The organism is Vibrio sp. SCSIO 43153, from assembly GCF_023716625.1.
GTDB classification, from domain to species: Bacteria; Pseudomonadota; Gammaproteobacteria; order Enterobacterales; family Vibrionaceae; genus Vibrio; species Vibrio rotiferianus.
Genome location: NZ_CP071855.1, coordinates 2,294,235 through 2,312,926, shown reverse-complemented (window position 1 = coordinate 2,312,926; position 18,692 = coordinate 2,294,235). Strand labels below are relative to the sequence as shown.

18 protein-coding genes and 1 tRNA gene are annotated in these 18,692 nt (G+C 45.6%); 4 read left to right on the top strand and 15 right to left on the bottom strand.

Annotated features, from left to right (window positions below):
• Positions 1–150: 150 nt before the first annotated feature.
• From J4N37_RS11120 to sodB, 3 genes are all read right to left on the bottom strand, one after another.
• Entirely contained in the window at positions 151–834 is a 684-nt protein-coding gene (locus tag J4N37_RS11120; protein ID WP_083388888.1) for an SDR family oxidoreductase, read from the bottom strand.
• Positions 835–1,019: 185 nt separating this feature from the next.
• A complete protein-coding gene (locus J4N37_RS11115; protein WP_010449432.1) occupies positions 1,020–1,523 on the bottom strand; it encodes a VC2046/SO_2500 family protein in 504 nt (167 codons plus the stop codon).
• 154 nt (positions 1,524–1,677) lie between these two features.
• Positions 1,678–2,262, bottom strand: a complete 585-nt coding sequence (sodB, locus tag J4N37_RS11110) for a superoxide dismutase [Fe] (protein WP_005444665.1) — start codon at positions 2,260–2,262, stop codon at positions 1,678–1,680.
• Positions 2,263–2,840: 578 nt separating this feature from the next.
• Between sodB and J4N37_RS11105 the strand changes: the two genes are divergently transcribed.
• The gene (locus J4N37_RS11105; protein WP_010449429.1) at positions 2,841–3,176 is read left to right on the top strand and encodes a Grx4 family monothiol glutaredoxin; all 336 of its coding nucleotides are present in this window, start codon (positions 2,841–2,843) and stop codon (positions 3,174–3,176) included.
• 75 nt (positions 3,177–3,251) lie between these two features.
• Complete coding sequence (locus tag J4N37_RS11100; RefSeq protein ID WP_045394226.1) at positions 3,252–3,881, top strand: DsbA family protein; 630 nt, start codon at positions 3,252–3,254, stop codon at positions 3,879–3,881.
• Between the two features lie 88 nt (positions 3,882–3,969).
• Here the strand turns inward: J4N37_RS11100 and J4N37_RS11095 are convergent, their stop codons facing one another.
• Both J4N37_RS11095 and rnt read right to left on the bottom strand, forming a co-directional pair.
• On the bottom strand, positions 3,970–5,295 hold the full coding sequence (locus J4N37_RS11095; RefSeq protein ID WP_010449421.1) for a Na+/H+ antiporter family protein: 1,326 nt from the start codon (positions 5,293–5,295) through the stop codon (positions 3,970–3,972).
• A 28-nt stretch (positions 5,296–5,323) separates the two neighbouring features.
• Positions 5,324–5,968: a ribonuclease T gene (rnt, locus tag J4N37_RS11090; protein WP_010449419.1), complete on the bottom strand. Its 645-nt coding sequence runs from the start codon at positions 5,966–5,968 to the stop codon at positions 5,324–5,326.
• A gap of 305 nt (positions 5,969–6,273) precedes the next feature.
• Here rnt and motY point away from each other — a divergent pair, with 305 nt between their 5' ends.
• Entirely contained in the window at positions 6,274–7,155 is an 882-nt protein-coding gene (gene motY, locus J4N37_RS11085) for a flagellar protein MotY (RefSeq protein ID WP_038885120.1), read from the top strand.
• Between the two features lie 107 nt (positions 7,156–7,262).
• Here motY and J4N37_RS11080 read toward each other — a convergent pair whose 3' ends face one another.
• The 10 genes from J4N37_RS11080 to J4N37_RS11035 form a co-directional block, all read right to left on the bottom strand.
• Positions 7,263–7,697 (bottom strand): DUF2753 domain-containing protein, encoded by a 435-nt coding sequence (locus J4N37_RS11080; RefSeq protein ID WP_010449415.1) that lies wholly within the window; start codon positions 7,695–7,697, stop codon positions 7,263–7,265.
• Between the two features lie 137 nt (positions 7,698–7,834).
• A complete protein-coding gene (gene gloA, locus J4N37_RS11075) occupies positions 7,835–8,251 on the bottom strand; it encodes a lactoylglutathione lyase (protein ID WP_009698517.1) in 417 nt (138 codons plus the stop codon).
• 31 nt (positions 8,252–8,282) lie between these two features.
• Positions 8,283–8,924 carry an endonuclease III gene (gene nth / locus J4N37_RS11070; RefSeq protein WP_005536424.1) on the bottom strand — a complete coding sequence of 214 codons (642 nt, stop codon included), beginning with the start codon at positions 8,922–8,924 and terminating at the stop codon, positions 8,283–8,285.
• A gap of 79 nt (positions 8,925–9,003) precedes the next feature.
• Positions 9,004–9,696 carry an electron transport complex subunit E gene (locus tag J4N37_RS11065; RefSeq protein WP_010645729.1) on the bottom strand — a complete coding sequence of 231 codons (693 nt, stop codon included), beginning with the start codon at positions 9,694–9,696 and terminating at the stop codon, positions 9,004–9,006.
• On the bottom strand, positions 9,689–10,327 hold the full coding sequence (gene rsxG / locus J4N37_RS11060) for an electron transport complex subunit RsxG (RefSeq protein ID WP_005536427.1): 639 nt from the start codon (positions 10,325–10,327) through the stop codon (positions 9,689–9,691). The genes J4N37_RS11065 and rsxG overlap by 8 nt, the downstream gene beginning before the upstream one ends.
• 7 nt (positions 10,328–10,334) lie before the next feature.
• On the bottom strand, positions 10,335–11,381 hold the full coding sequence (gene rsxD / locus J4N37_RS11055) for an electron transport complex subunit RsxD (protein WP_252040930.1): 1,047 nt from the start codon (positions 11,379–11,381) through the stop codon (positions 10,335–10,337).
• Positions 11,381–14,230, bottom strand: a complete 2,850-nt coding sequence (gene rsxC, locus J4N37_RS11050) for an electron transport complex subunit RsxC (protein WP_252040929.1) — start codon at positions 14,228–14,230, stop codon at positions 11,381–11,383. Before rsxC ends, rsxD begins: the two co-directional genes overlap by 1 nt.
• A gap of 8 nt (positions 14,231–14,238) precedes the next feature.
• Positions 14,239–14,832 (bottom strand): electron transport complex subunit RsxB, encoded by a 594-nt coding sequence (gene rsxB / locus J4N37_RS11045; RefSeq protein ID WP_005439677.1) that lies wholly within the window; start codon positions 14,830–14,832, stop codon positions 14,239–14,241.
• Positions 14,833–14,835: 3 nt separating this feature from the next.
• Positions 14,836–15,414 (bottom strand): electron transport complex subunit RsxA, encoded by a 579-nt coding sequence (rsxA, locus tag J4N37_RS11040; protein WP_005425202.1) that lies wholly within the window; start codon positions 15,412–15,414, stop codon positions 14,836–14,838.
• A 345-nt stretch (positions 15,415–15,759) separates the two neighbouring features.
• A tRNA-Asn gene (locus J4N37_RS11035) sits at positions 15,760–15,835 on the bottom strand.
• Between the two features lie 558 nt (positions 15,836–16,393).
• Between J4N37_RS11035 and uvrB the strand changes: the two genes are divergently transcribed.
• On the top strand, positions 16,394–18,424 hold the full coding sequence (uvrB, locus tag J4N37_RS11030) for an excinuclease ABC subunit UvrB (RefSeq protein ID WP_010449384.1): 2,031 nt from the start codon (positions 16,394–16,396) through the stop codon (positions 18,422–18,424).
• The last annotated feature ends 268 nt before the right edge of the window (positions 18,425–18,692 follow it).

The window sequence follows — 18,692 nt, the reverse complement described above, 5'->3', positions numbered from 1 at the left end:
GAGAAAAGGTTTTCGCTAGCACGAAACCTTAATCGGGAAAAGGTTAAAGCCCCAGTCGTATGACTGGGGCTTTTTTTATCTTTTGATGTCGCCCTGAAATGTATTTACCCATTGAGGACGAATTACGGATACTTCACATAAAAAGCGACGTTAAACTTCAGTACTCACCACTCGGCCACTGAAGTACTCATTGGAAACGATATACGCAGTATTCCGCACCAGTTCATCTTGAATTTCAGCCCAATGTCGTTCGTCTAGATCTTCTTTCATATGGTTAAGCGATGGGATGACACCGCCTACACGTATATTGAATGGGGTCAGCTCTTTCGCCCAACTCAGCGTAAACCCAGACACTAGCGCGGCCATACTCTCAACACCAGTCAGGTCTTGGTGATCATCATGAGATATCACATTGACTATCACGCCTTTTTTGTTTCTATTGCGAAACCGTTCTGCCCCAACTTGTCCATAGGTATAAAGAAAGCGAGCTGCACTAGAAAGGTGATCAATGTATGTGTTCATCGGTTCTGGGTCCATTAAGCTCGGCATTGGTGAGCTTGTCCAGCAATTGACGATCACATCAGGGGAAGCGTTAAGCTGGGATTCAATTTGGTCAAACAGAAGGTTGATGGAAGTCGGAGTATCGCCACAGACGTTAATGGCATAAACCTTATCGGTGAATGTCTTAATTTGAGCGTAGCTTGCACTTAGGTTTTGTGGATTGCTGTCACACAGAACTAGAGTCGCGCCCAGATGTGCAAAATGATTGGAACACGTTCGTCCCAGCACGGAGCCGGCTGCAGTAACGAGTATGATTGAATCTTTGATATCCATAACACCTTCACTATTTAGGCAATGATAACCAGTAGTTTGTGCTTTTAGCATGGATCAAAAATGTTATAGGCAGTGTGAAAAGCCTCAAACTAACGGCTTAACCCTGTGGTAAATGTTGGGTTCTTTGCAAGGTGTCACATTTCTGGCGTGCGTCAAATGAAACCGGACGTTTGGAAAGCTGTTACTTACGCTTGAGCGTGGATTTGGTACTGGCGTTGAGCGGTTACGAGTTGGTTGTATAAGCCTGCTTCAGGAATCAGCTTTTTGTTACGCTCACCAAGGCTGCGGCGCTCATGGCCGGAAAGGTTGTGGTAAACCTCTTCCGGTAGATTGAATGTGTCTTCAGGGAGGTAAGTAAGTGCGTCAGGCTTTAGATAGTGGCTCAGTTTCGCCGAAGGCAATCCAGCATCATGAAACTGTTTCGCTTGCTCTGCGGCTAGCTCGTAGCTGCTGCTATCAGAACGCAGTGCCTGAGGTTGAGATAGACCGAATTGTTGGCGAAGAATGTCGTCGCTAGTGATAACTTCTTGGACTTCTTCAACTGGAACCACATCGCGGACATCATTTGAAAACATCGATAGAATCAGCGAAAAATCGGCACGACGACCTTCATGCACGGCATGGTTGATACCATTACCGAACTGAAGTTCGTTGATGATTGCTGCTTTGTCTAAAGTATGGATTTGCATGATGTTCCTCGTTTGATGCACTTTTAACGGCAACCGCGGAAAGAACTTTAGGAAAAAGAGGGGATTAATTGAAGAAATAGGTTGTTGAAGCATAAAAAAGCCCGCAATGATGCGAGCTTTTAAATATGACTAAATTGAACTTAGGGGAAGTAAATTACTTCGCTAGGTTCTCAGCTACGAAGTCCCAGTTTACAAGTGCCCAGAAGCCGTTCATGTAATCAGGACGTACGTTGCGGTAATCGATGTAGTAAGCGTGTTCCCACAGGTCAACAGTTAGAAGTGGAGTAGTACCTTCTTCTGTTAGAGGCGTTGCTGCGTTAGAAGTGTTAACGATCTCTAGAGAACCGTCAGCTTTCTTAACTAGCCAAGTCCATGAAGAACCGAAGTTGTTGATCGCTGCATCAGTGAACTTCGCTTTGAATTCTTCGAAAGAACCGAATGCTGCGTTGATTGCATCAGCAACTGCACCAGTTGGTTCGCCGCCCGCGTTTGGCGCTAGACAGTGCCAGTAGAACGTGTGGTTCCAAATCTGTGCTGCGTTGTTGAATACGCCACCAGTAGAAGTCTTGATGATTTCTTCTAGTGTTTTGCCTTCGAACTCAGTACCAGGGATAAGACCGTTTAGCTTAACAACGTAAGTGTTGTGGTGCTTACCGTGGTGGAAATCTAGAGTCTCTGCAGAGATGTGTGGTTCTAGTGCGTCTTTCGCGTAAGGAAGAGCTGGTAGTTCAAATGCCATTGCTCGATTCTCCATAGATATGAAAGGGTTACCTTTCGATTGCTTCCAGTGTTTTTATTTATATGTAGTCGTTACGACTGACTTGAAAAGTATTTTAGCAAGTTTTTACTTTATTAAAAGCCCGATATGAAAATATTTTGACAGAAAGAAGGGCTAGCGCGATAACTTCCAAGGCTATTACTAAGTGTAAAGAGAGCGAGTTATTGGTCCGATTGTTGCGTCAAACAACTTGGGTAGCGCTCGTTATTGCACCGCGTTGTTTTCCTTGCTTACTTTCGGTAGACAGGGAGTCAATGACAATGTGCTGAATCCTGACTCTTGAAGTTACTTGGGTATACACATCAAAACAAATCGCCTCCACGTGTGCAGCAAAAAGCCGATTCGGCTTTTAAACCTTATGGAAGTGGTCGTTTTCTCAAGGTGTCCATTTTCTTAAGTTAGAATAAGTGACTACGCTCGGATTCCTGTATCTTGAAGTTACTTTAGTACAAAAGCTTACTAATTATATGGTTTTTATTCTGTGTTTATTGAGTAGAATGTGGCAATAATTAAAGTTCACATCCATGAATGAGGAAGCGATGGAAACTATCGATAAAATCAAACAGCAGATTTCTGAAAACTCAATCCTGCTGTACATGAAAGGATCACCGAAACTACCTAGTTGTGGTTTCTCTTCTCAAGCAGCACAAGCGCTAATGGCTTGTGGCGAGAAGTTCGCTTACGTAGACATTCTACAAAACCCAGACATCCGTGCTGAGCTACCAAAGTACGCTCAATGGCCAACATTCCCACAGCTTTGGATTGAAGGTGAGTTGATCGGTGGTTGTGACATCATTTTGGAAATGTTCCAAAAAGGTGAACTTCAGCCTCTAATCAAAGAAGCGGCAGCTCGTGTTGAAGGTGACGCGGAGTAATTCGTAAATACTCACATTTGGCGATAGAATACAAAGGAGCCGCATTGGCTCCTTTTTCTTTTTTAGGTTAGTGGAATGAACTTGAAGCTTTACTACGTACATGATCCAATGTGCAGCTGGTGTTGGGGCTACAAACCAACCATCGAAAAATTGAAACAACAACTGCCTGGCGTGATTCAATTCGAGTATGTGGTGGGTGGGCTTGCGCCAGATACTAATCTGCCGATGCCACCAGAAATGCAGCAGAAAATTGAACAAATTTGGAAGCAAATCGAAGCACAGCTTGGTACTAAGTTTAACTACGATTTCTGGACACTATGTACACCAGTACGCAGCACTTACCAATCTTGCCGAGCAGTCATTGCAGCCGGTTTCCAAGATTCTTATGAGCAAATGTTAGAAGCAATTCAGCACGCTTATTACCTTCGTGCGATGCCACCTCATGAAGAAGCGACACTTCTGCAATTAGCGAAAGAAATCGGTCTAAATGTGCAGCAGTTTAAGAACGATATGGATGGTTCTCTGCTAGAAGGAGTCTTCCAAGATCAATTGAGCTTAGCAAAGAGTCTTGGTGTTAATTCTTACCCGAGTTTGGTACTGAAAATTAACGACGCTTACTTCCCGATTGAAGTGGACTATGTGTCTACAGAAAACACGTTGAAGCTCATTCGCGAGCGCATTATCGACAACATGCCAGCGCAATAATCCGAAACCGGTTTTCAAAGCCAAAACAACAAAAAGCCGCTCAATAAGCGGCTTTTTCGTAACGAATTGTATCCATTCAATGAAGCAATTACAGCACCATTGCAGCAATCCAACCGAAGATAATCAGTGGAATGTTGTAGTGGATAAATGTTGGTACCACTGTTTCCCAAATGTGTTCGTGCTGACCGTCTGCGTTTAGGCCAGATGTTGGACCTAACGTTGAGTCAGAAGCAGGAGAGCCAGCATCACCTAGAGCAGCTGCTGTACCAACAAGTGCGATGGTTGCCATTGGAGAGAAGCCGAATGCCAAAGCCAGTGGTACGTAGATCGTCGCAAGGATTGGAATCGTTGAGAACGATGAACCGATGCCCATAGTTACTAACAGACCAACGATCAGCATCAGTAGTGCTGCCAGCGGCTTGTTGTCACCGATGCTTGTTGATAGCGATTGTACTAGCGTTTCTACACCACCAGTTTGCTTCATTACTGCCGCAAAACCTGCTGCCGCAATCATGATGAAGCCAATCATTGCCATCATGTGTACGCCTTTAGTGAACACATCGTGCGTTTCTTTCCACGCGATAACGCCGCCGAAAGTGAATACCATGAAGCCAGCCAATGCACCAATGATCATTGAACCAGTGTAAAGTTGCATGCTTAGTGCTGCGATAATGCCTAGACCAGCGACCATGATGTGTTGTTTATTAATCGTCTCGCCCGTCTCATGAACAACCGTTAGCTCTGTTTCTTTGTATTCACGAGGTTTACGGTAGCTAACAAAAATCGCGGTAAGAAGACCAAAAATCATACCTGCGCCAGGCAGTAGCATTGCGGTAGGTACTTGGCTTGCCACCACATCGGTTAGACCGTTGTCGTGCAGGTTCTTCAGTAGAATGTTGTTTAGGAAGATACCACCGAAGCCAATAGGTAGAACCATATATGGCGTGATCAAACCAAAAGTCAAAACACAAGCGACTAAACGACGATCCAGCTTAAGCTTTGCGAATACGCCTAATAGAGGTGGAATCAAAATTGGAATGAAGGCGATATGTACCGGAATCACGTTTTGAGAGGACATGGTAACAAGTATAAGAGCAACCAATACTGCGTACTTTAGACCAGTAGTCGACGCAGAGCTCTCTTTACCATTTAAGCGCTTAATAACGCTTTTTGCCAGAAGGTCAGTGATGCCAGAACGAGAAATCGCTACAGCGAAAGTACCTAGCATTGCGTAGCTCAGTGCGATAGTCGCACCGCCACCTAGGCCACTTTCAAATGCAGCAACCGTATCCCCAAGGCTCATGCCTGCAACAAGGCCACCAACGATGGCACTAAACGTGAGGGCTACCACCACGTTTACGCGCATCAATGCTAACGCGAGCATGACGCACACAGATATAACGACAGGATTCATACTTTTCCTAATATGTTGTGTTTATTTATTATTCTTCATCAACAAGCGGCCAACCGCCGAGGGCCTTCCATTTGTTGACGATGCCACAGAATAACTCTGCAGTTTTTTGTGTATCGTAAAGGGCTGAGTGAGCCTCACGATTGTCAAAATCCATCCCTGCTGTTTTGCATGCTTTGGCAAGAACAGTTTGACCATAAGCAAGTCCACTTAATGTTGCGGTGTCAAAAGTGGCAAATGGATGGAAAGGGACTCTTTTTAGTTTGCAGCGCTCGTTAGCTGCATTAACAAAACCTAAGTCGAAAGCCGCATTATGTGCAACCATGATCGCTCTTGAGCAATCTGCTGCTTTTTGCTCTTTACGGATTAACTTGTAAATCTCTTTTAGTGCTTCTTGTTCAGAAACAGCGCCACGCAGAGGGCTAAAAGGGTCACGAATGCCGTTAAATTCAAGCGCTTCTTTTTCCAAATTCGCGCCTTCAAAAGGTTCGATATGAAAATGAATGGTTGAGGCAGGATGCAGATCGCCATTTTCATCCATGCTTAGGGTGACGGCGCAAATTTCTAAAAGTGCATCAGTTTGAGCATTGAAACCTGCGGTCTCAACATCAACTACCACTGGGAAATAACCTCGAAAACGCTTTTTCAGGGTTAGAGCTTCATTTTCTATTGTCATGTCGGCTTATTTTTGTGTGACGAAGGCTGCATTATTGCAGATTCTACCGATGAGAAAAACCGCAATTTCTCATAATTATCTAATTCAACAATGCCTATATAAAACAAGACTTATACTCTGAATTAGCAGGTATGTAACTCTCTAATCTGGCGAAGTAATTTTTCATTTTATATAGAAGGTAAGTGGAAGGCGGCCTCTGTTTGGTCTTAAGCTACTATAGTTGGCGAGAATTTTGCATTATTTCGATAGTTTTCAATAGAACCAGATCAACGGCAATTGCCTGCCGTTTAAGAGATTATATCTAAATGAAGAAATGGCTAATAACAAGTGGTGCAGTACTCTCTATGCTAAGTGCAAGCGATGCATTGGCAATGGGGAAGCGTTATTTAGCCACACCGCAGCAGTCTCAGTGGGAAATGGTGGTCAATACTCCGTTGGAATGTCAGCTTGTTCATCCTATTCCAAACTTTGGTGATGCTGTGTTTTCATCTCATGCGAGTAAAAAAATCAACTTAGATTTTGAATTGAAGATGCGCCGCCCAATGGGTGAGACGCGTAATGTTAGCCTGATATCAATGCCGCCTCCTTGGCGACCGGGAGAGAACGCAGACCGCATTACTAACCTCAAGTTTTTCAAACAGTTTGATGGTTATGTTGGAGGGCAAATGGCTTGGGGTATTCTGTCTGAGCTAGAGAAAGGCCGTTATCCTACGTTTAGCTATCAAGACTGGCAAAGCCGTGATCAGCGTATAGAAGTGGCTCTGTCATCGGTATTGTTTCAAAGTAAGTACAATGCGTTTAGTGATTGCGTTGCTAATTTGCTGAAATATAGTTTTGAAGATATAGCGTTCACTATTTTGCATTATGAACGCCAGGGCGACCAGCTCACAAAAGCATCAAAAAAACGGCTCTCTCAAATTGCTGATTACGTGCGTCACAATCAAGACATTGATTTAGTGCTTGTGGCCACTTATACAGATACCACCAACGGTAAAAGTGAAAGCCAAAACTTATCTGAGCGAAGAGCTGAGTCATTGAGAGATTATTTTGAATCACTCGGTTTACCGGAAGATAGAATCCAAGTGCAAGGTTACGGTAAGCGTCGTCCAATTGCGGACAATGGATCTCCAATTGGTAAAGATAAGAACCGTCGCGTGGTGATTTCTCTAGGACGAACCCAGGTCTAACTGAACTGCTAACCAATAAAAACGCCAGAGTTTGACTCTGGCGTTTTTGTATCCACTTGACGTTGTTAGTAGTTTTATTCGTTGCCGCTTAGCTTGTGTAATAGGTTTTAGTTTAGGCGAAACTTTGCAATGATCTCACAATTAGTCGCGGTATCAATTTTCTCGACTTGTTTTGCGATTGCAGGATTTGGGTGGCGCTTCATGAAATCGACAAGAGCTTTGGTACAGCAGCCAATCGAGTCAATAAAGCTTGCGCAATCTGTATTAGGACACTGAGGGATCAGTGTCAGTACTTTTTCAGACGCTAGTTGAAGGTACTTGAGCTCATATTCTGTGTCGCCTGCCCAGCGCCAAAATTGGGCAAGGTTGTGGCATGAAATCACCGAAATTAGTAATCGCTCGTCGGCTTCTATTTCCACGCATTCGCTAATATCTTCACTCAGGCTAAGGGCTTGCTGGTAATGAAGAATGCTGCGAACAGGGTCATCTAGTTGAAGTGCGGTATCGGCTAGAAGTGTGTGTTTTTCCCATTCACTGATCATTATCGTTATCCCACATGTCGATGTTGATGGTGAATCTAAACGATAACTATTATCAAGTAAAGTAATTTGTTGATAAAAGAAAGGCAGGTCTCAGACCTGCCTGCAAATAATAGCTTGTTTCAGTAGAGGCGTCTTAGTTAACCTTCTAGACCAGCTGATGCTTGCTTGTTTTGGATCAGTTCAACCATGTAGCCGTCTGGATCTTTAACGAAAGCGATGTGAGTCGTTCCGCCTTTTACTGGGCCAGGTTCACGAGTCACGTTACCGCCTGCCGCTTTAATCGCGTCGCACGTTGAGTAGATATCATCTACACCAATCGCGATGTGGCCAAATGCAGACCCTAAGTCGTACTCGGTTGTGCCCCAGTTGTAAGTTAATTCGATGACGGCACCTTGAGACTCATCACCGTAACCAAGGAACGCCAGCGTGTATTCGTACTCTTTGTTTTCATTAGTACGAAGCAACTGCATGCCCATGACTTCAGTGTAGAACTTGATAGATTTGTCTAGATCACCCACGCGCAGCATGGTGTGAAGAATTCGACCGTTTGACATTATTTGCTCCTAGCGATTGTTTCAGACGGATTTATTCGTCTGGGTACACTTTTTCTTTGAATTCACACAGATCTTCGATGATACAACTGCCACAGCGCGGCTTTCTCGCCACACAGGTATAGCGACCATGAAGGATCAGCCAGTGGTGTACATCAAGCTTAAACTCTTTTGGCACCACTTTAAGAAGTTTTTCTTCTACGTCGTCGACGGTTTTACCCATCGCAAACTTTGTACGGTTAGAAACACGATAGATGTGCGTGTCCACTGCAATAGTTGGCCAACCGAAGGCGGTATTCAGTACCACGTTAGCGGTTTTACGACCTACACCCGGCAAAGCTTCCAGTGCAGCACGATCTTCTGGTACTTCGCCGTTATGCTTCTCTAGCAAGATCTTACAAGTCTTGATGGTGTTTTCGGCTTTTGAATTAAATAGACCGATGGTTTTGATGTATTCCTTTAAACCATCGACACCCAAATCAAGAATGCCTTGTGGCGTGTTTGCAACAGGGTAAAGCTTGTCTGTTGCTTTGTTTACACTTACGTCTGTCGCCTGCGCAGAAAGCAGTACGGCGATAAGCAACTCAAACGGTGTGCTCCAGTTAAGCTCCGTCTGAGGATTGGGATTGTTTTCTCGGAGTCGTTCGAGAATTTCAATTCTTTTGACTTTGTTCATTGCTGACTTCCAAACCCGTCTTTGCGGTTTATGAAAAAGGCCCTACGAGTGGTAGAGCCTTGATTTTAGAATTCTTATATTATGCGTTAGTTACGCGAGCGCGCTCAATGGCTGGTTTTTCTTCTTTTGGCTGACGTGCCTGAATTGAGCTGTCGATAACGTTTTTCAACGCAATCAAAAGTCCTACGCCAATGAAAGCCCCCGGCGGCAACAATGCCAATAGGAAGCTGCTATCGAAGTGGAAAACCTGAATACGCAGTGCCGCTGCCCAGTCACCCAATAGTAGGTCTGCGCCATCAAATAGAGTACCGTTACCGATCAGTTCACGCATAGCACCAAGTACAACCAATACCGTTGTCATACCCAGTCCCATCCAGAAACCGTCTAGTGCTGCTGGCAATGGATCATTCTTCGATGCGTAAGCTTCTGCACGGCCGATGATAATACAGTTAGTTACGATCAGTGGGATGAAGATGCCCAGAGATAGATACAGTCCGTAGGCGTAAGCGTTCATCAAGAGCTGAACACAAGTTACCAAGGCGGCGATGATCATAACGAAGACCGGAATACGGATTTCTTTTGGTACGTAGTTACGAATCAGTGAAACCGTCACGTTCGAGCCGACAAGCACCAACAAAGTCGCAATACCCAAACCCAGGGCGTTGGTAATGGTCGAAGAAACCGCAAGTAGAGGACACAAACCCAGGAGTTGCACTAGGGCAGGGTTGTTGCTCCACATGCCGTTTTTCATTAGCAGTTTATTTTCACTCATGGTTGCCTCCTGCGCAGTCTAGGGGCTGATTTAGAATCTCATCACGAGACTTATTTACGTAGTTTACTGTGTTTCTCACCGCTTTCACTACCGCTCGAGGGGTAATGGTTGCGCCAGTAAATTGATCGAAATCGCCGCCATCTTTACGAACTCGCCAAGAATTCCAGTTACTTTCTGTCACTTGCTTACCAGTGAAGCTCAAGATCCAATCCGTAACGCGTAAATCAATTTTATCACCCAATCCCGGCGTTTCTTGATGGCTTAGGATACGGGTACCAAGGATCTTGCCTTGATTATCGATGCCGGTGATGATTTTGATTTCACCGTTGTAGCCATCTGGTGCGATGGACTCAATTGCCATTGCCGTTGGTTGACCATCTTTGGTAGCAATGTAAGTTGGCATCGAGCGAACTGTACCTAGATCGGGCGCAGATACCATAGTACATGCCGCAACAAGGTTGTTGTCATGCATTTCTTCCGGAATCACTTGGTTAAGAACCGACAGCAATTGCTTTTGTTCCTGAAGCTTAATTTGATCTTTTGTTAGGTACTGAGTCAGTGCCACAAGACCGGTTGTTGCACAGGCGAAGATCGCCAATGTCAGACCATTTTTTCTAATAGCGGTTAACATGTTTACCTCAGTGACCGTAAGTTCTTGGTTTGGTGTAGTAGTCGATCAACGGTACACACATATTGGCAAGCAGAACGGCGAACGCAATGCCATCTGGGAAGCCACCCCAACTACGAATAATGAATACCAACGCGCCGATCAGAGCACCGAAAATCAAGCGACCTTTCACCGTCGTTGATGCCGAAACAGGATCGGTTGCGATAAAGAATGCGCCTAACATCGTTGCACCTGATAGTAGGTGGAAGATTGGTGACGCAGTTTCTCCTGGCATGATCAAGCTAAACACGGTACTAAACAGTGCCAAGCTACCTAGGAAACCAACAGGAATGTACCATTGGATGATGCGCTTTTTGATCATCACTAGGCCACCAACCAAGTAAGCTAGGTTTACCCATTGCCAACCGATACCCGCAAGTCCACCAAACATTGGTTGTGATAGCACCTCATTTGGCGTTGCACCAGTATGAATACCAGTTTTGAATGCATCTAATGGGGTTGCCATTGTTACGCCATCCACGCCGGCACGAACTTGTTGCAGTGACAAACCATCAAAGTCATAGCCAGTAAAGATCAGAGACAACGCGTCTGCAAAAGTCACGTGCTCAGACATCAATGAAACAGGCGCGCTCCAACTTGTCATTTGGACAGGGAAGGAGATAAGCAATACAACGTAAGCGACCATCGCTGGGTTAAATAGGTTTTGACCAATACCGCCGTATAGGTGCTTCGCGATCACGATGGCAAAAATCAAACCGATAACCATGATCCACCAAGGGGACCATGGTGGGATTGCTACGGCTAATAGCCATGCTGTCACGATGGCACTGTTATCACGCAGCGCACGCATAGGAGAGCGCTTAAGCACAAGCATGACTAATGCTTCAAGTGACACTGCGACCGCAATAGCGAACACAAGTTGAATGATGGTTCCCCAACCAAAGAAGTAGGTTTGAGCCACTAAGCCAGGAATAGCGCACAGAGCTACCCATTTCATCAAATCAGGCGTGCTGCGACGGCTGTGAGCGTGTGGTGAACTGGCAATAAAAAACGACATTACTCGTTCTCCTCAGTATTGTTCTTATTCGCTTCTTGCTGAGCTTTGCGTGCTTTAGCACGAGCAATAGCAGCGGCAACAGCAGCTTTCTTCGGATCCACTTCCGGCTCTTCAGAAGGCGTTTCTTCAACAGATTCTATTTGTGCTTCTTGCTGAGCCTTACGTGCTTTGGCGCGCGCAATGGCTGCGGCAACAGCAGCTTTCTTTGGATCCACTTCCGGCTCTTCAGAAGGCGTTTCTTCAACAGATTCTGTTTGTGCTTCTTGCTGTGCTTTACGTGCTTTGGCACGAGCAATGGCAGCGGCAACAGCAGCTTTCTTCGGATCCACTTCTGGTTCTTCAGAAGGAGCTTCCGCTTCAACAGATTCTGTTTGTGTCTCTTGCTGCGCTTTACGTGCTTTAGCACGAGCAATGGCTGCGGCAACCGCGGCTTTCTTCGGATCCACTTCTGGTTCTTCAGAAGGAGCTTCCGCTTCAACAGATTCTGTTTGTGCTTCTTGCTGAGCTTTGCGTGCTTTAGCACGAGCAATGGCAGCGGCAACAGCAGCTTTCTTTGGATCCACTTCTGGTTCTTCAGCAGGAGCTTCCGCTTCAACAGATTCTGTTTGTGCTTCTTGCTGAGCTTTACGTGCCTTAGCGCGAGCAATAGCAGCGGCAACTGCAGCTTTCTTTGGATCTTCAGCTTGCTCTTCTGGTGTTTCCGCTTCTGCAGATTCCGTAGAGTCTTCTTGCTTAGCTTTGCGCGCCTTAGCGCGAGCAATGGCAGCGGCAACAGCAGCTTTCTTTGGATCTTCAGATTGTTCTGATGGTGTTTCCGCTTCTGCAGATTCAGTAGAACCTTCTTGCTGAGCTTTGCGCGCTTTTGCACGAGCAATGGCTGCGGCAACAGCGGCTTTCTTCGGATCTTCCGCTTGTTTTGTAGAAGCTTCTACTTCTACAGATTCGGTTGAATCTTCTTGTTGTGCTTTTTTCGCTTTAGCTCTGGCGATAGCTGCCGCGACGGCCGCTTTCTTGTCACCGGCTTCAGCAGGTGTTGATGCGTCTTCTTGTTGAGCTTTCTTCGCCTTAGCACGGGCAATGGCTGCTGCAACTGCTGACTTCTTATCGTCAGCATTATCTGTAGATGCGTCACCTTGTTCTTTTTGTGCTTTGCGTTCGCGAGCAAGACGTTTGCGTTCTTCGCGTAGCTTCGCCATTTCTGAGTTATCAGGCTCAGCTGCACCAGATTGAGCCGCCGCAGCTTGTTTGGCTTTTGCTTTGGCAATCGCGGCTGCAACCGCTGGTTTCACTGCTGGCTCGGCTTTTGCTTCAGTATTCTCTTTTTGTGCTTTCACGCGAGCGATGGCTGCGGCAATCGCATCGTCACCGCCAGATGCTTTCATGTCTTTACGACGATCATCTGCGGCTTTCTTAAAGCGATTTTCACGTTCTGCTTTTTCGCGTTCCATACGCGCTTTCTTCTCTTCAAAGCGCAGCTTAGCTCGTTCAGCTGCTGCCGCTTCTTGAGCGCGTGTACGGATTTCAGCTTTCGCTTGACGATAGTATTGAACCAGTGGAATTTCACTCGGGCACACAAACGCGCACGCGCCACATTCAATACAATCTTTAAGGTTCAGTTCTTCAAGCTTTTCGTATTCTTGGCTTTTTGCATACCACTGAAGCTGCTGTGGCAATAGCGAGGCAGGGCACGCTTCCGCACATTGGCTACAACGGATACATTCCATTTCGTATTGGTCAGAAGCGATCTCACGACGCTTCGGTGCCAAAATACAGTTTGCCGTTTTAGTGATAGGAACCTGAGCGTGGGGGAGGGTAAAGCCCATCATTGGACCACCCATGATCAGGCGCTGAAGTTTCTTATCTGCTTTGTAGCCAAACTCGTCTAACAGTGCTTGTACTGGCGTACCAAGTAGCGTCCAAACGTTACGTGGTTGCTTGAAGGTCTTACCCGTCAGAGTCACGATGCGATTGACTACAGGTTCGCCATCGATCACTGCACGTTTAATTGAGTAGAGAGAACCAACGTTTTGAACCAGGATGCCAATATCGGCAGGGATAGCGCCGCTAGGAACTTCTTTGTTGGTCAAAATCTTGATGAGCTGCTTCTCACCACCAGAAGGGTATTTGGTTGGGATAACGCGGATCACGATGTCTTTGTTCATCGCCGCTTGTTCCAGCGCTTTGATTGCTGCTGGCTTGTTATCTTCAATACCAATGATGGTCAGTTTTGGCTTAAGAATATGCTCGACGATCTCGATCCCTTGGATCAGTTCGTCTGCATGTTCCTGCATGAGTTTGTCATCAGCGGTGATGTAAGGTTCACATTCAGCCGCGTTAACGATAAGAATTTCGGTACGTGCAATACCCGATTGGATCTTCTTAGCTGTTGGGAAGCCTGCGCCACCCATGCCCGAGATACCAGCAAGGCGAATCACGTCGATCAACGCATCTGCAGATTCTTGGGTGTAATCGGCAACTGGCGTTTTCTCACACCAAGTATCGTTACCATCAGGCGTAATCACTGCGCACAGTTCGCTTAAACCTGATGGGTGCGCAACAGTGCGTGGCTCAATAGCTGTTACTTGCCCAGAAGTTGGAGCATGAACAGGAACGGTGAAACCACTGTCTGACGCCGTTAGCTGTTGACCTTTCAACACGGTGTCACCAACAGCAATCAACAGATTACCTGCTTTACCGATGTGTTGTTTTAAAGGTAGGACGATTTCCGACGGAATGGCGGCATGAACCAATTCAGTTTTGTTGGATTGCTTTTTGTTTTCTGCCGGATGCACGCCGCCTGGGAAATCCCATAGCGAACCAGTACGAATTTGTTCAATCAAAGACAACATACGAAACCTTATTTAATTGAATCAGTCACGTTCGCTGCATTGGCAGCATCCGTAATGTTAACCACTGGAATGGCGTTAAGTTTCCATTTCCAGCTCTCTGTGGTGGTTTCCACAGGAATCATTTCAATACAGTCAGTTGGACAAGGCGCAACGCACAAGTCACAACCCGTACATTCGTCTTTGATCACGGTATGAAGGGCTTTAGTACCACCAACAATCGCATCGACAGGACACGCTTGGATACACTTGGTACAACCGATACACATGTCTTCATGGATGAAAGCAACGGTTTTGACTTTGCTATCGAGATCGTGTGCCGACTCTTCCGCTTCAACGCCCATCAGATCTGCCAGTTTCTCGATCGTCGCTTGACCACCTGGAGGACATTTATTGATTTTGTCGCCGTTAGCGATCGCTTCAGCGTATGGACGACAACCAGGGTAGCCACACTGACCACACTGAGTTTGCGGGAGAATAGAGTCGATTTGATCGACAATTGGATCCGCTTCGACTTTGAAGCGAATCGATGCAAAACCGAGTATCGCTCCGAAAACAGCAGCGAGGGCAGCAAGAGCGATGATCGCAATTAAAATCGTACTCATCGTTTACTTCACCAAACCTGTAAAGCCCATAAAGGCAAGAGACATAAGGCCTGCGGTGATCATCGCAATCGATGCGCCTTTAAATGGCACAGGTACATCAGCTGCAGCAATACGTTCACGCATTGACGCAAATAGGATCAGTACCAAAGAGAAGCCAACCGCTGCGCCAAAACCGTAAATGATCGATTCGATAAAGTTGTGGTTCTCGTTGATGTTAAGTAGAGCAACACCCAGAACCGCACAGTTCGTTGTGATCAGTGGTAGGAAGATACCCAATAGACGATAAAGTGTCGGGCTGGTTTTGTGCACGACCATTTCGGTGAACTGTACAACAACAGCGATCACCAAAATAAAGCTCATGGTTCGTAGATATTCGATGCCCAGTGGACGCAAAACATAGCTTTCCACCAAGTATGCACACACAGACGCGAGCGTTAGTACAAAAGTTGTAGCTAAGCCCATGCCAATTGCTGTTTCCAGTTTTTTAGACACGCCCATAAAAGGACACAAGCCTAAAAACTTCACCAGTACAAAGTTGTTCACCAGCACAGTGCCGACCAACAACAAAATATATTCGGTCATAGTTATTACGTTCTTAAAATCCGATCCCAATATTATCGTGTTTTGTGACACCAATAACAACCAGAGAACGGTGTGGTTTTATGCACCCGATGGAAAATTATACGTGTATGTGATGTGAGCGGATGAATTAATAAGAAATTGAAAAGTTTGGTGAATGGTTGTTAACAAAGTAAAACGCAATTAGTGCTGCTGATTTAACGTGGCTTTGCTGGTAGTCAACTAACATCAGGGGAAGAACAAAAGCGTGTTTCTGGGAAGAGCTTTTGTTGCAAGAGAGGTGGTAGTTTGTATAGGTGGATCGCTAGATACGAAAAAGCCGCGTCTTAGACGCGGCTTCTCTGAATTTGGCTCCTCCTGCTGGACTTGAACCAGCGACCTGCGGATTAACAGTCCGTCGCTCTACCAACTGAGCTAAGGAGGAATTGCTTTGTTTGAAAGCGGGGCGAATCTTACCGAGCACCTATGTTTCTGTCAACACCAAAAAATAGATTTTTCGCAAAAAAGAATAGTTTTTTTTCTTTACTTTTTTGTACACCTTGCCAGTTAAGGGCTGGAGTTACTTATCCACCAAAATTGTGGATAACTATGTTGATGAGATCTGAGTAAAGATCTTTTATATGCAACAGTGCTGGTTTGTTTTGAATTTTTAATCAGAAATATGCACTGAATAATCATATAAAACAGTGATTTATTTAAATCGACGCAAAATTGCTTAAAGTGGATAAGATTTGGTCTTTTGGGGATAAAGGATAATATTGGGTGTTTCTGGGGAAAAGTTGTGGAAACTAAATTGTGATGATTTGGGGACGTTCATCAACTAGGGCGAAAGACTATAACAGAGTCGCCTGAGTAAGGCTAGATCAAAGTAAAGAAAGCGCAAAAATTAATTACAATGAGCTATAAATCTAAAATAGACGTAGATTTCATCTAACAAGGTGTATATATATACAGCCAAAGTGCAGTAAATTTGAGGAAGGGTATGAGTAAAGTTTATGAACTGGTCTCTGAATATCAGCCATCTGGTGATCAGCCAACCGCGATTAAGCAGTTGTTAGAAGGGTTAGATGCTGGTCTTGCCCATCAGACACTGTTGGGTGTAACGGGGTCGGGTAAAACATTCACACTGGCAAATGTGATCGCAGAAGCACAGCGACCAGCGATTCTTCTTGCCCCTAACAAAACCTTAGCTGCTCAATTGTACGGCGAAATGAAGTCTTTCTTTCCCAATAACGCGGTGGAATACTTTGTGTCGTACTACGACTACTACCAGCCAGAAGCGTACGTTCCGACCACGGATACGTTTATCGAGAAAGACGCTTCAGTTAACGCGCATATTGAACAAATGCGTTTGTCCGCTACAAAAGCACTACTAGAACGTAAAGATGCCATTATTGTCGCGTCGGTATCGGCTATCTATGGTTTGGGTGATCCAGAATCGTATCTACAAATGATGTTGCACTTACGTCGCGGTGATGTGATTGATCAGCGCGATATGCTACGCCGCCTTGCAGAGCTGCAATACTCACGCAATGACGTTGCATTTGAACGTGGCCAGTTCCGTGTTCGAGGTGAAGTGATTGACATCTTCCCGGCCGAATCAGACCAAGATGCTGTACGTGTAGAGATGTTTGATGATGAAGTCGATTGCATTAGCGTATTCGACCCATTGACTGGAGTGGTCAAACAGCGCGACTTGCCGCGTTATACTATTTATCCAAAGACGCACTATGTTACGCCACGTGAGCGTATTCTTGATGCGATTGAAAGCATCAAAGATGAGCTTGAAGTGCGTAAGAAGCAGCTTCTGGATAACAATAAGCTTCTAGAAGAACAACGCATCAGCCAACGCACTCAATTCGATATTGAGATGATGAACGAGCTGGGCTTCTGTTCAGGTATCGAAAACTACTCTCGTTACTTGAGTGGCCGTGCTGAGGGTGAGCCGCCACCGACACTATTTGATTATTTGCCTCACGATGGTTTGCTGATCATCGATGAGTCCCACGTGACGGTTCCGCAAATTGGCGCGATGTATAAAGGTGACCGTTCCCGTAAAGAAACACTGGTTGAGTTTGGTTTCCGCCTGCCTTCAGCGTTGGATAACCGTCCGATGAAGTTTGAAGAATTCGAAGCGATTTCGCCGCAGACGATATTTGTCTCGGCAACACCTGGTAATTATGAGCTGGAAAAATCAGCCGACGAGATAGCTGATCAGGTTGTGCGTCCAACAGGTCTACTCGACCCTGAGTTAGAAGTTCGCCCAGTTGCCACTCAAGTCGATGATCTGTTGTCTGAGATTCGAATCCGTTCTGCGAAAGAGGAGCGTGTTCTGGTAACGACACTAACTAAGCGCATGGCGGAAGACTTAACCGAGTACCTGCATGAGCATGATGTTAGAGTTCGCTACCTTCACTCTGATATCGATACGGTAGAGCGTGTCGAGATTATCCGTGATCTTCGCTTAGGTGAGTTTGATGTGCTGGTGGGCATCAACTTATTACGAGAAGGCCTGGACATGCCAGAAGTCTCATTAGTAGCGATTCTTGATGCGGATAAAGAGGGCTTCTTGCGATCTGAACGCTCCCTGATTCAGACGATTGGACGAGCGGCACGTAACCTCGAAGGTAAAGCAATTCTGTATGCGGATTCGATCACCAAGTCGATGAAAAAGGCGATGGACGAAACCGACCGCCGTCGTGAAAAACAGCGAGCTTACAATGAGAAGATGGGTATTGAGCCACAAGCTCTGAAACGTAATATCAAAGATATTATGGAGCTAGGGGATATCACTAAGTCGAAGCGTCAGCGTAACAATAAGCAAGTACCGTTATCGAAAGTGGCTGAGCCTTCGCAAACCTACGAGGTAATGTCACCACAGCAACTAGATAAAGAGATCAGTCGTTTGGAAGCGGCAATGTACCAGCATGCGCAGGATCTTGAATTTGAACTGGCGGCACAAAAGCGTGATGAGATTGAGAAGTTACGCGCGCAGTTCATTGCAAATAGTTAGCCTGATTAGCGGTAATTTGATTACCGACAAAATGCCCAAGTGCTTATGTTTCAATACTTAGGATTGAATATTTAGTGCACTTGGGTGATTCGGCATTCTTGAATCGAAGACAAAAAAAAGCCAATAGGCAGTCGGGTCTATTGGCTCATTGCGTGAATATAGAATTCACAAACAACGTCAGTTGGCTAGGTGACCCGAGGGGTCACATCATGTAACGCATACATCGTGCCATTCTTCATCTCATTGATCTGTATACTTTCCTAATTTA

What these genes read in the sequence shown, in the direction of transcription:
- J4N37_RS11120 (WP_083388888.1), bottom strand. Translation starts at nt 834, where the DNA reads ATGGATATCAAAGATTCAATCATACTCGTTACTGCAGCCGGCTCCGTG.
- J4N37_RS11115 (WP_010449432.1), bottom strand. Translation starts at nt 1,523, where the DNA reads ATGCAAATCCATACTTTAGACAAAGCAGCAATCATCAACGAACTTCAG.
- sodB (WP_005444665.1), bottom strand. Translation starts at nt 2,262, where the DNA reads ATGGCATTTGAACTACCAGCTCTTCCTTACGCGAAAGACGCACTAGAA.
- J4N37_RS11105 (WP_010449429.1), top strand. Translation starts at nt 2,841, where the DNA reads ATGGAAACTATCGATAAAATCAAACAGCAGATTTCTGAAAACTCAATC.
- J4N37_RS11100 (WP_045394226.1), top strand. Translation starts at nt 3,252, where the DNA reads ATGAACTTGAAGCTTTACTACGTACATGATCCAATGTGCAGCTGGTGT.
- J4N37_RS11095 (WP_010449421.1), bottom strand. Translation starts at nt 5,295, where the DNA reads ATGAATCCTGTCGTTATATCTGTGTGCGTCATGCTCGCGTTAGCATTG.
- rnt (WP_010449419.1), bottom strand. Translation starts at nt 5,968, where the DNA reads ATGACAATAGAAAATGAAGCTCTAACCCTGAAAAAGCGTTTTCGAGGT.
- motY (WP_038885120.1), top strand. Translation starts at nt 6,274, where the DNA reads ATGAAGAAATGGCTAATAACAAGTGGTGCAGTACTCTCTATGCTAAGT.
- J4N37_RS11080 (WP_010449415.1), bottom strand. Translation starts at nt 7,697, where the DNA reads ATGATCAGTGAATGGGAAAAACACACACTTCTAGCCGATACCGCACTT.
- gloA (WP_009698517.1), bottom strand. Translation starts at nt 8,251, where the DNA reads ATGTCAAACGGTCGAATTCTTCACACCATGCTGCGCGTGGGTGATCTA.
- nth (WP_005536424.1), bottom strand. Translation starts at nt 8,924, where the DNA reads ATGAACAAAGTCAAAAGAATTGAAATTCTCGAACGACTCCGAGAAAAC.
- J4N37_RS11065 (WP_010645729.1), bottom strand. Translation starts at nt 9,696, where the DNA reads ATGAGTGAAAATAAACTGCTAATGAAAAACGGCATGTGGAGCAACAAC.
- rsxG (WP_005536427.1), bottom strand. Translation starts at nt 10,327, where the DNA reads ATGTTAACCGCTATTAGAAAAAATGGTCTGACATTGGCGATCTTCGCC.
- rsxD (WP_252040930.1), bottom strand. Translation starts at nt 11,381, where the DNA reads ATGTCGTTTTTTATTGCCAGTTCACCACACGCTCACAGCCGTCGCAGC.
- rsxC (WP_252040929.1), bottom strand. Translation starts at nt 14,230, where the DNA reads ATGTTGTCTTTGATTGAACAAATTCGTACTGGTTCGCTATGGGATTTC.
- rsxB (WP_005439677.1), bottom strand. Translation starts at nt 14,832, where the DNA reads ATGAGTACGATTTTAATTGCGATCATCGCTCTTGCTGCCCTCGCTGCT.
- rsxA (WP_005425202.1), bottom strand. Translation starts at nt 15,414, where the DNA reads ATGACCGAATATATTTTGTTGTTGGTCGGCACTGTGCTGGTGAACAAC.
- uvrB (WP_010449384.1), top strand. Translation starts at nt 16,394, where the DNA reads ATGAGTAAAGTTTATGAACTGGTCTCTGAATATCAGCCATCTGGTGAT.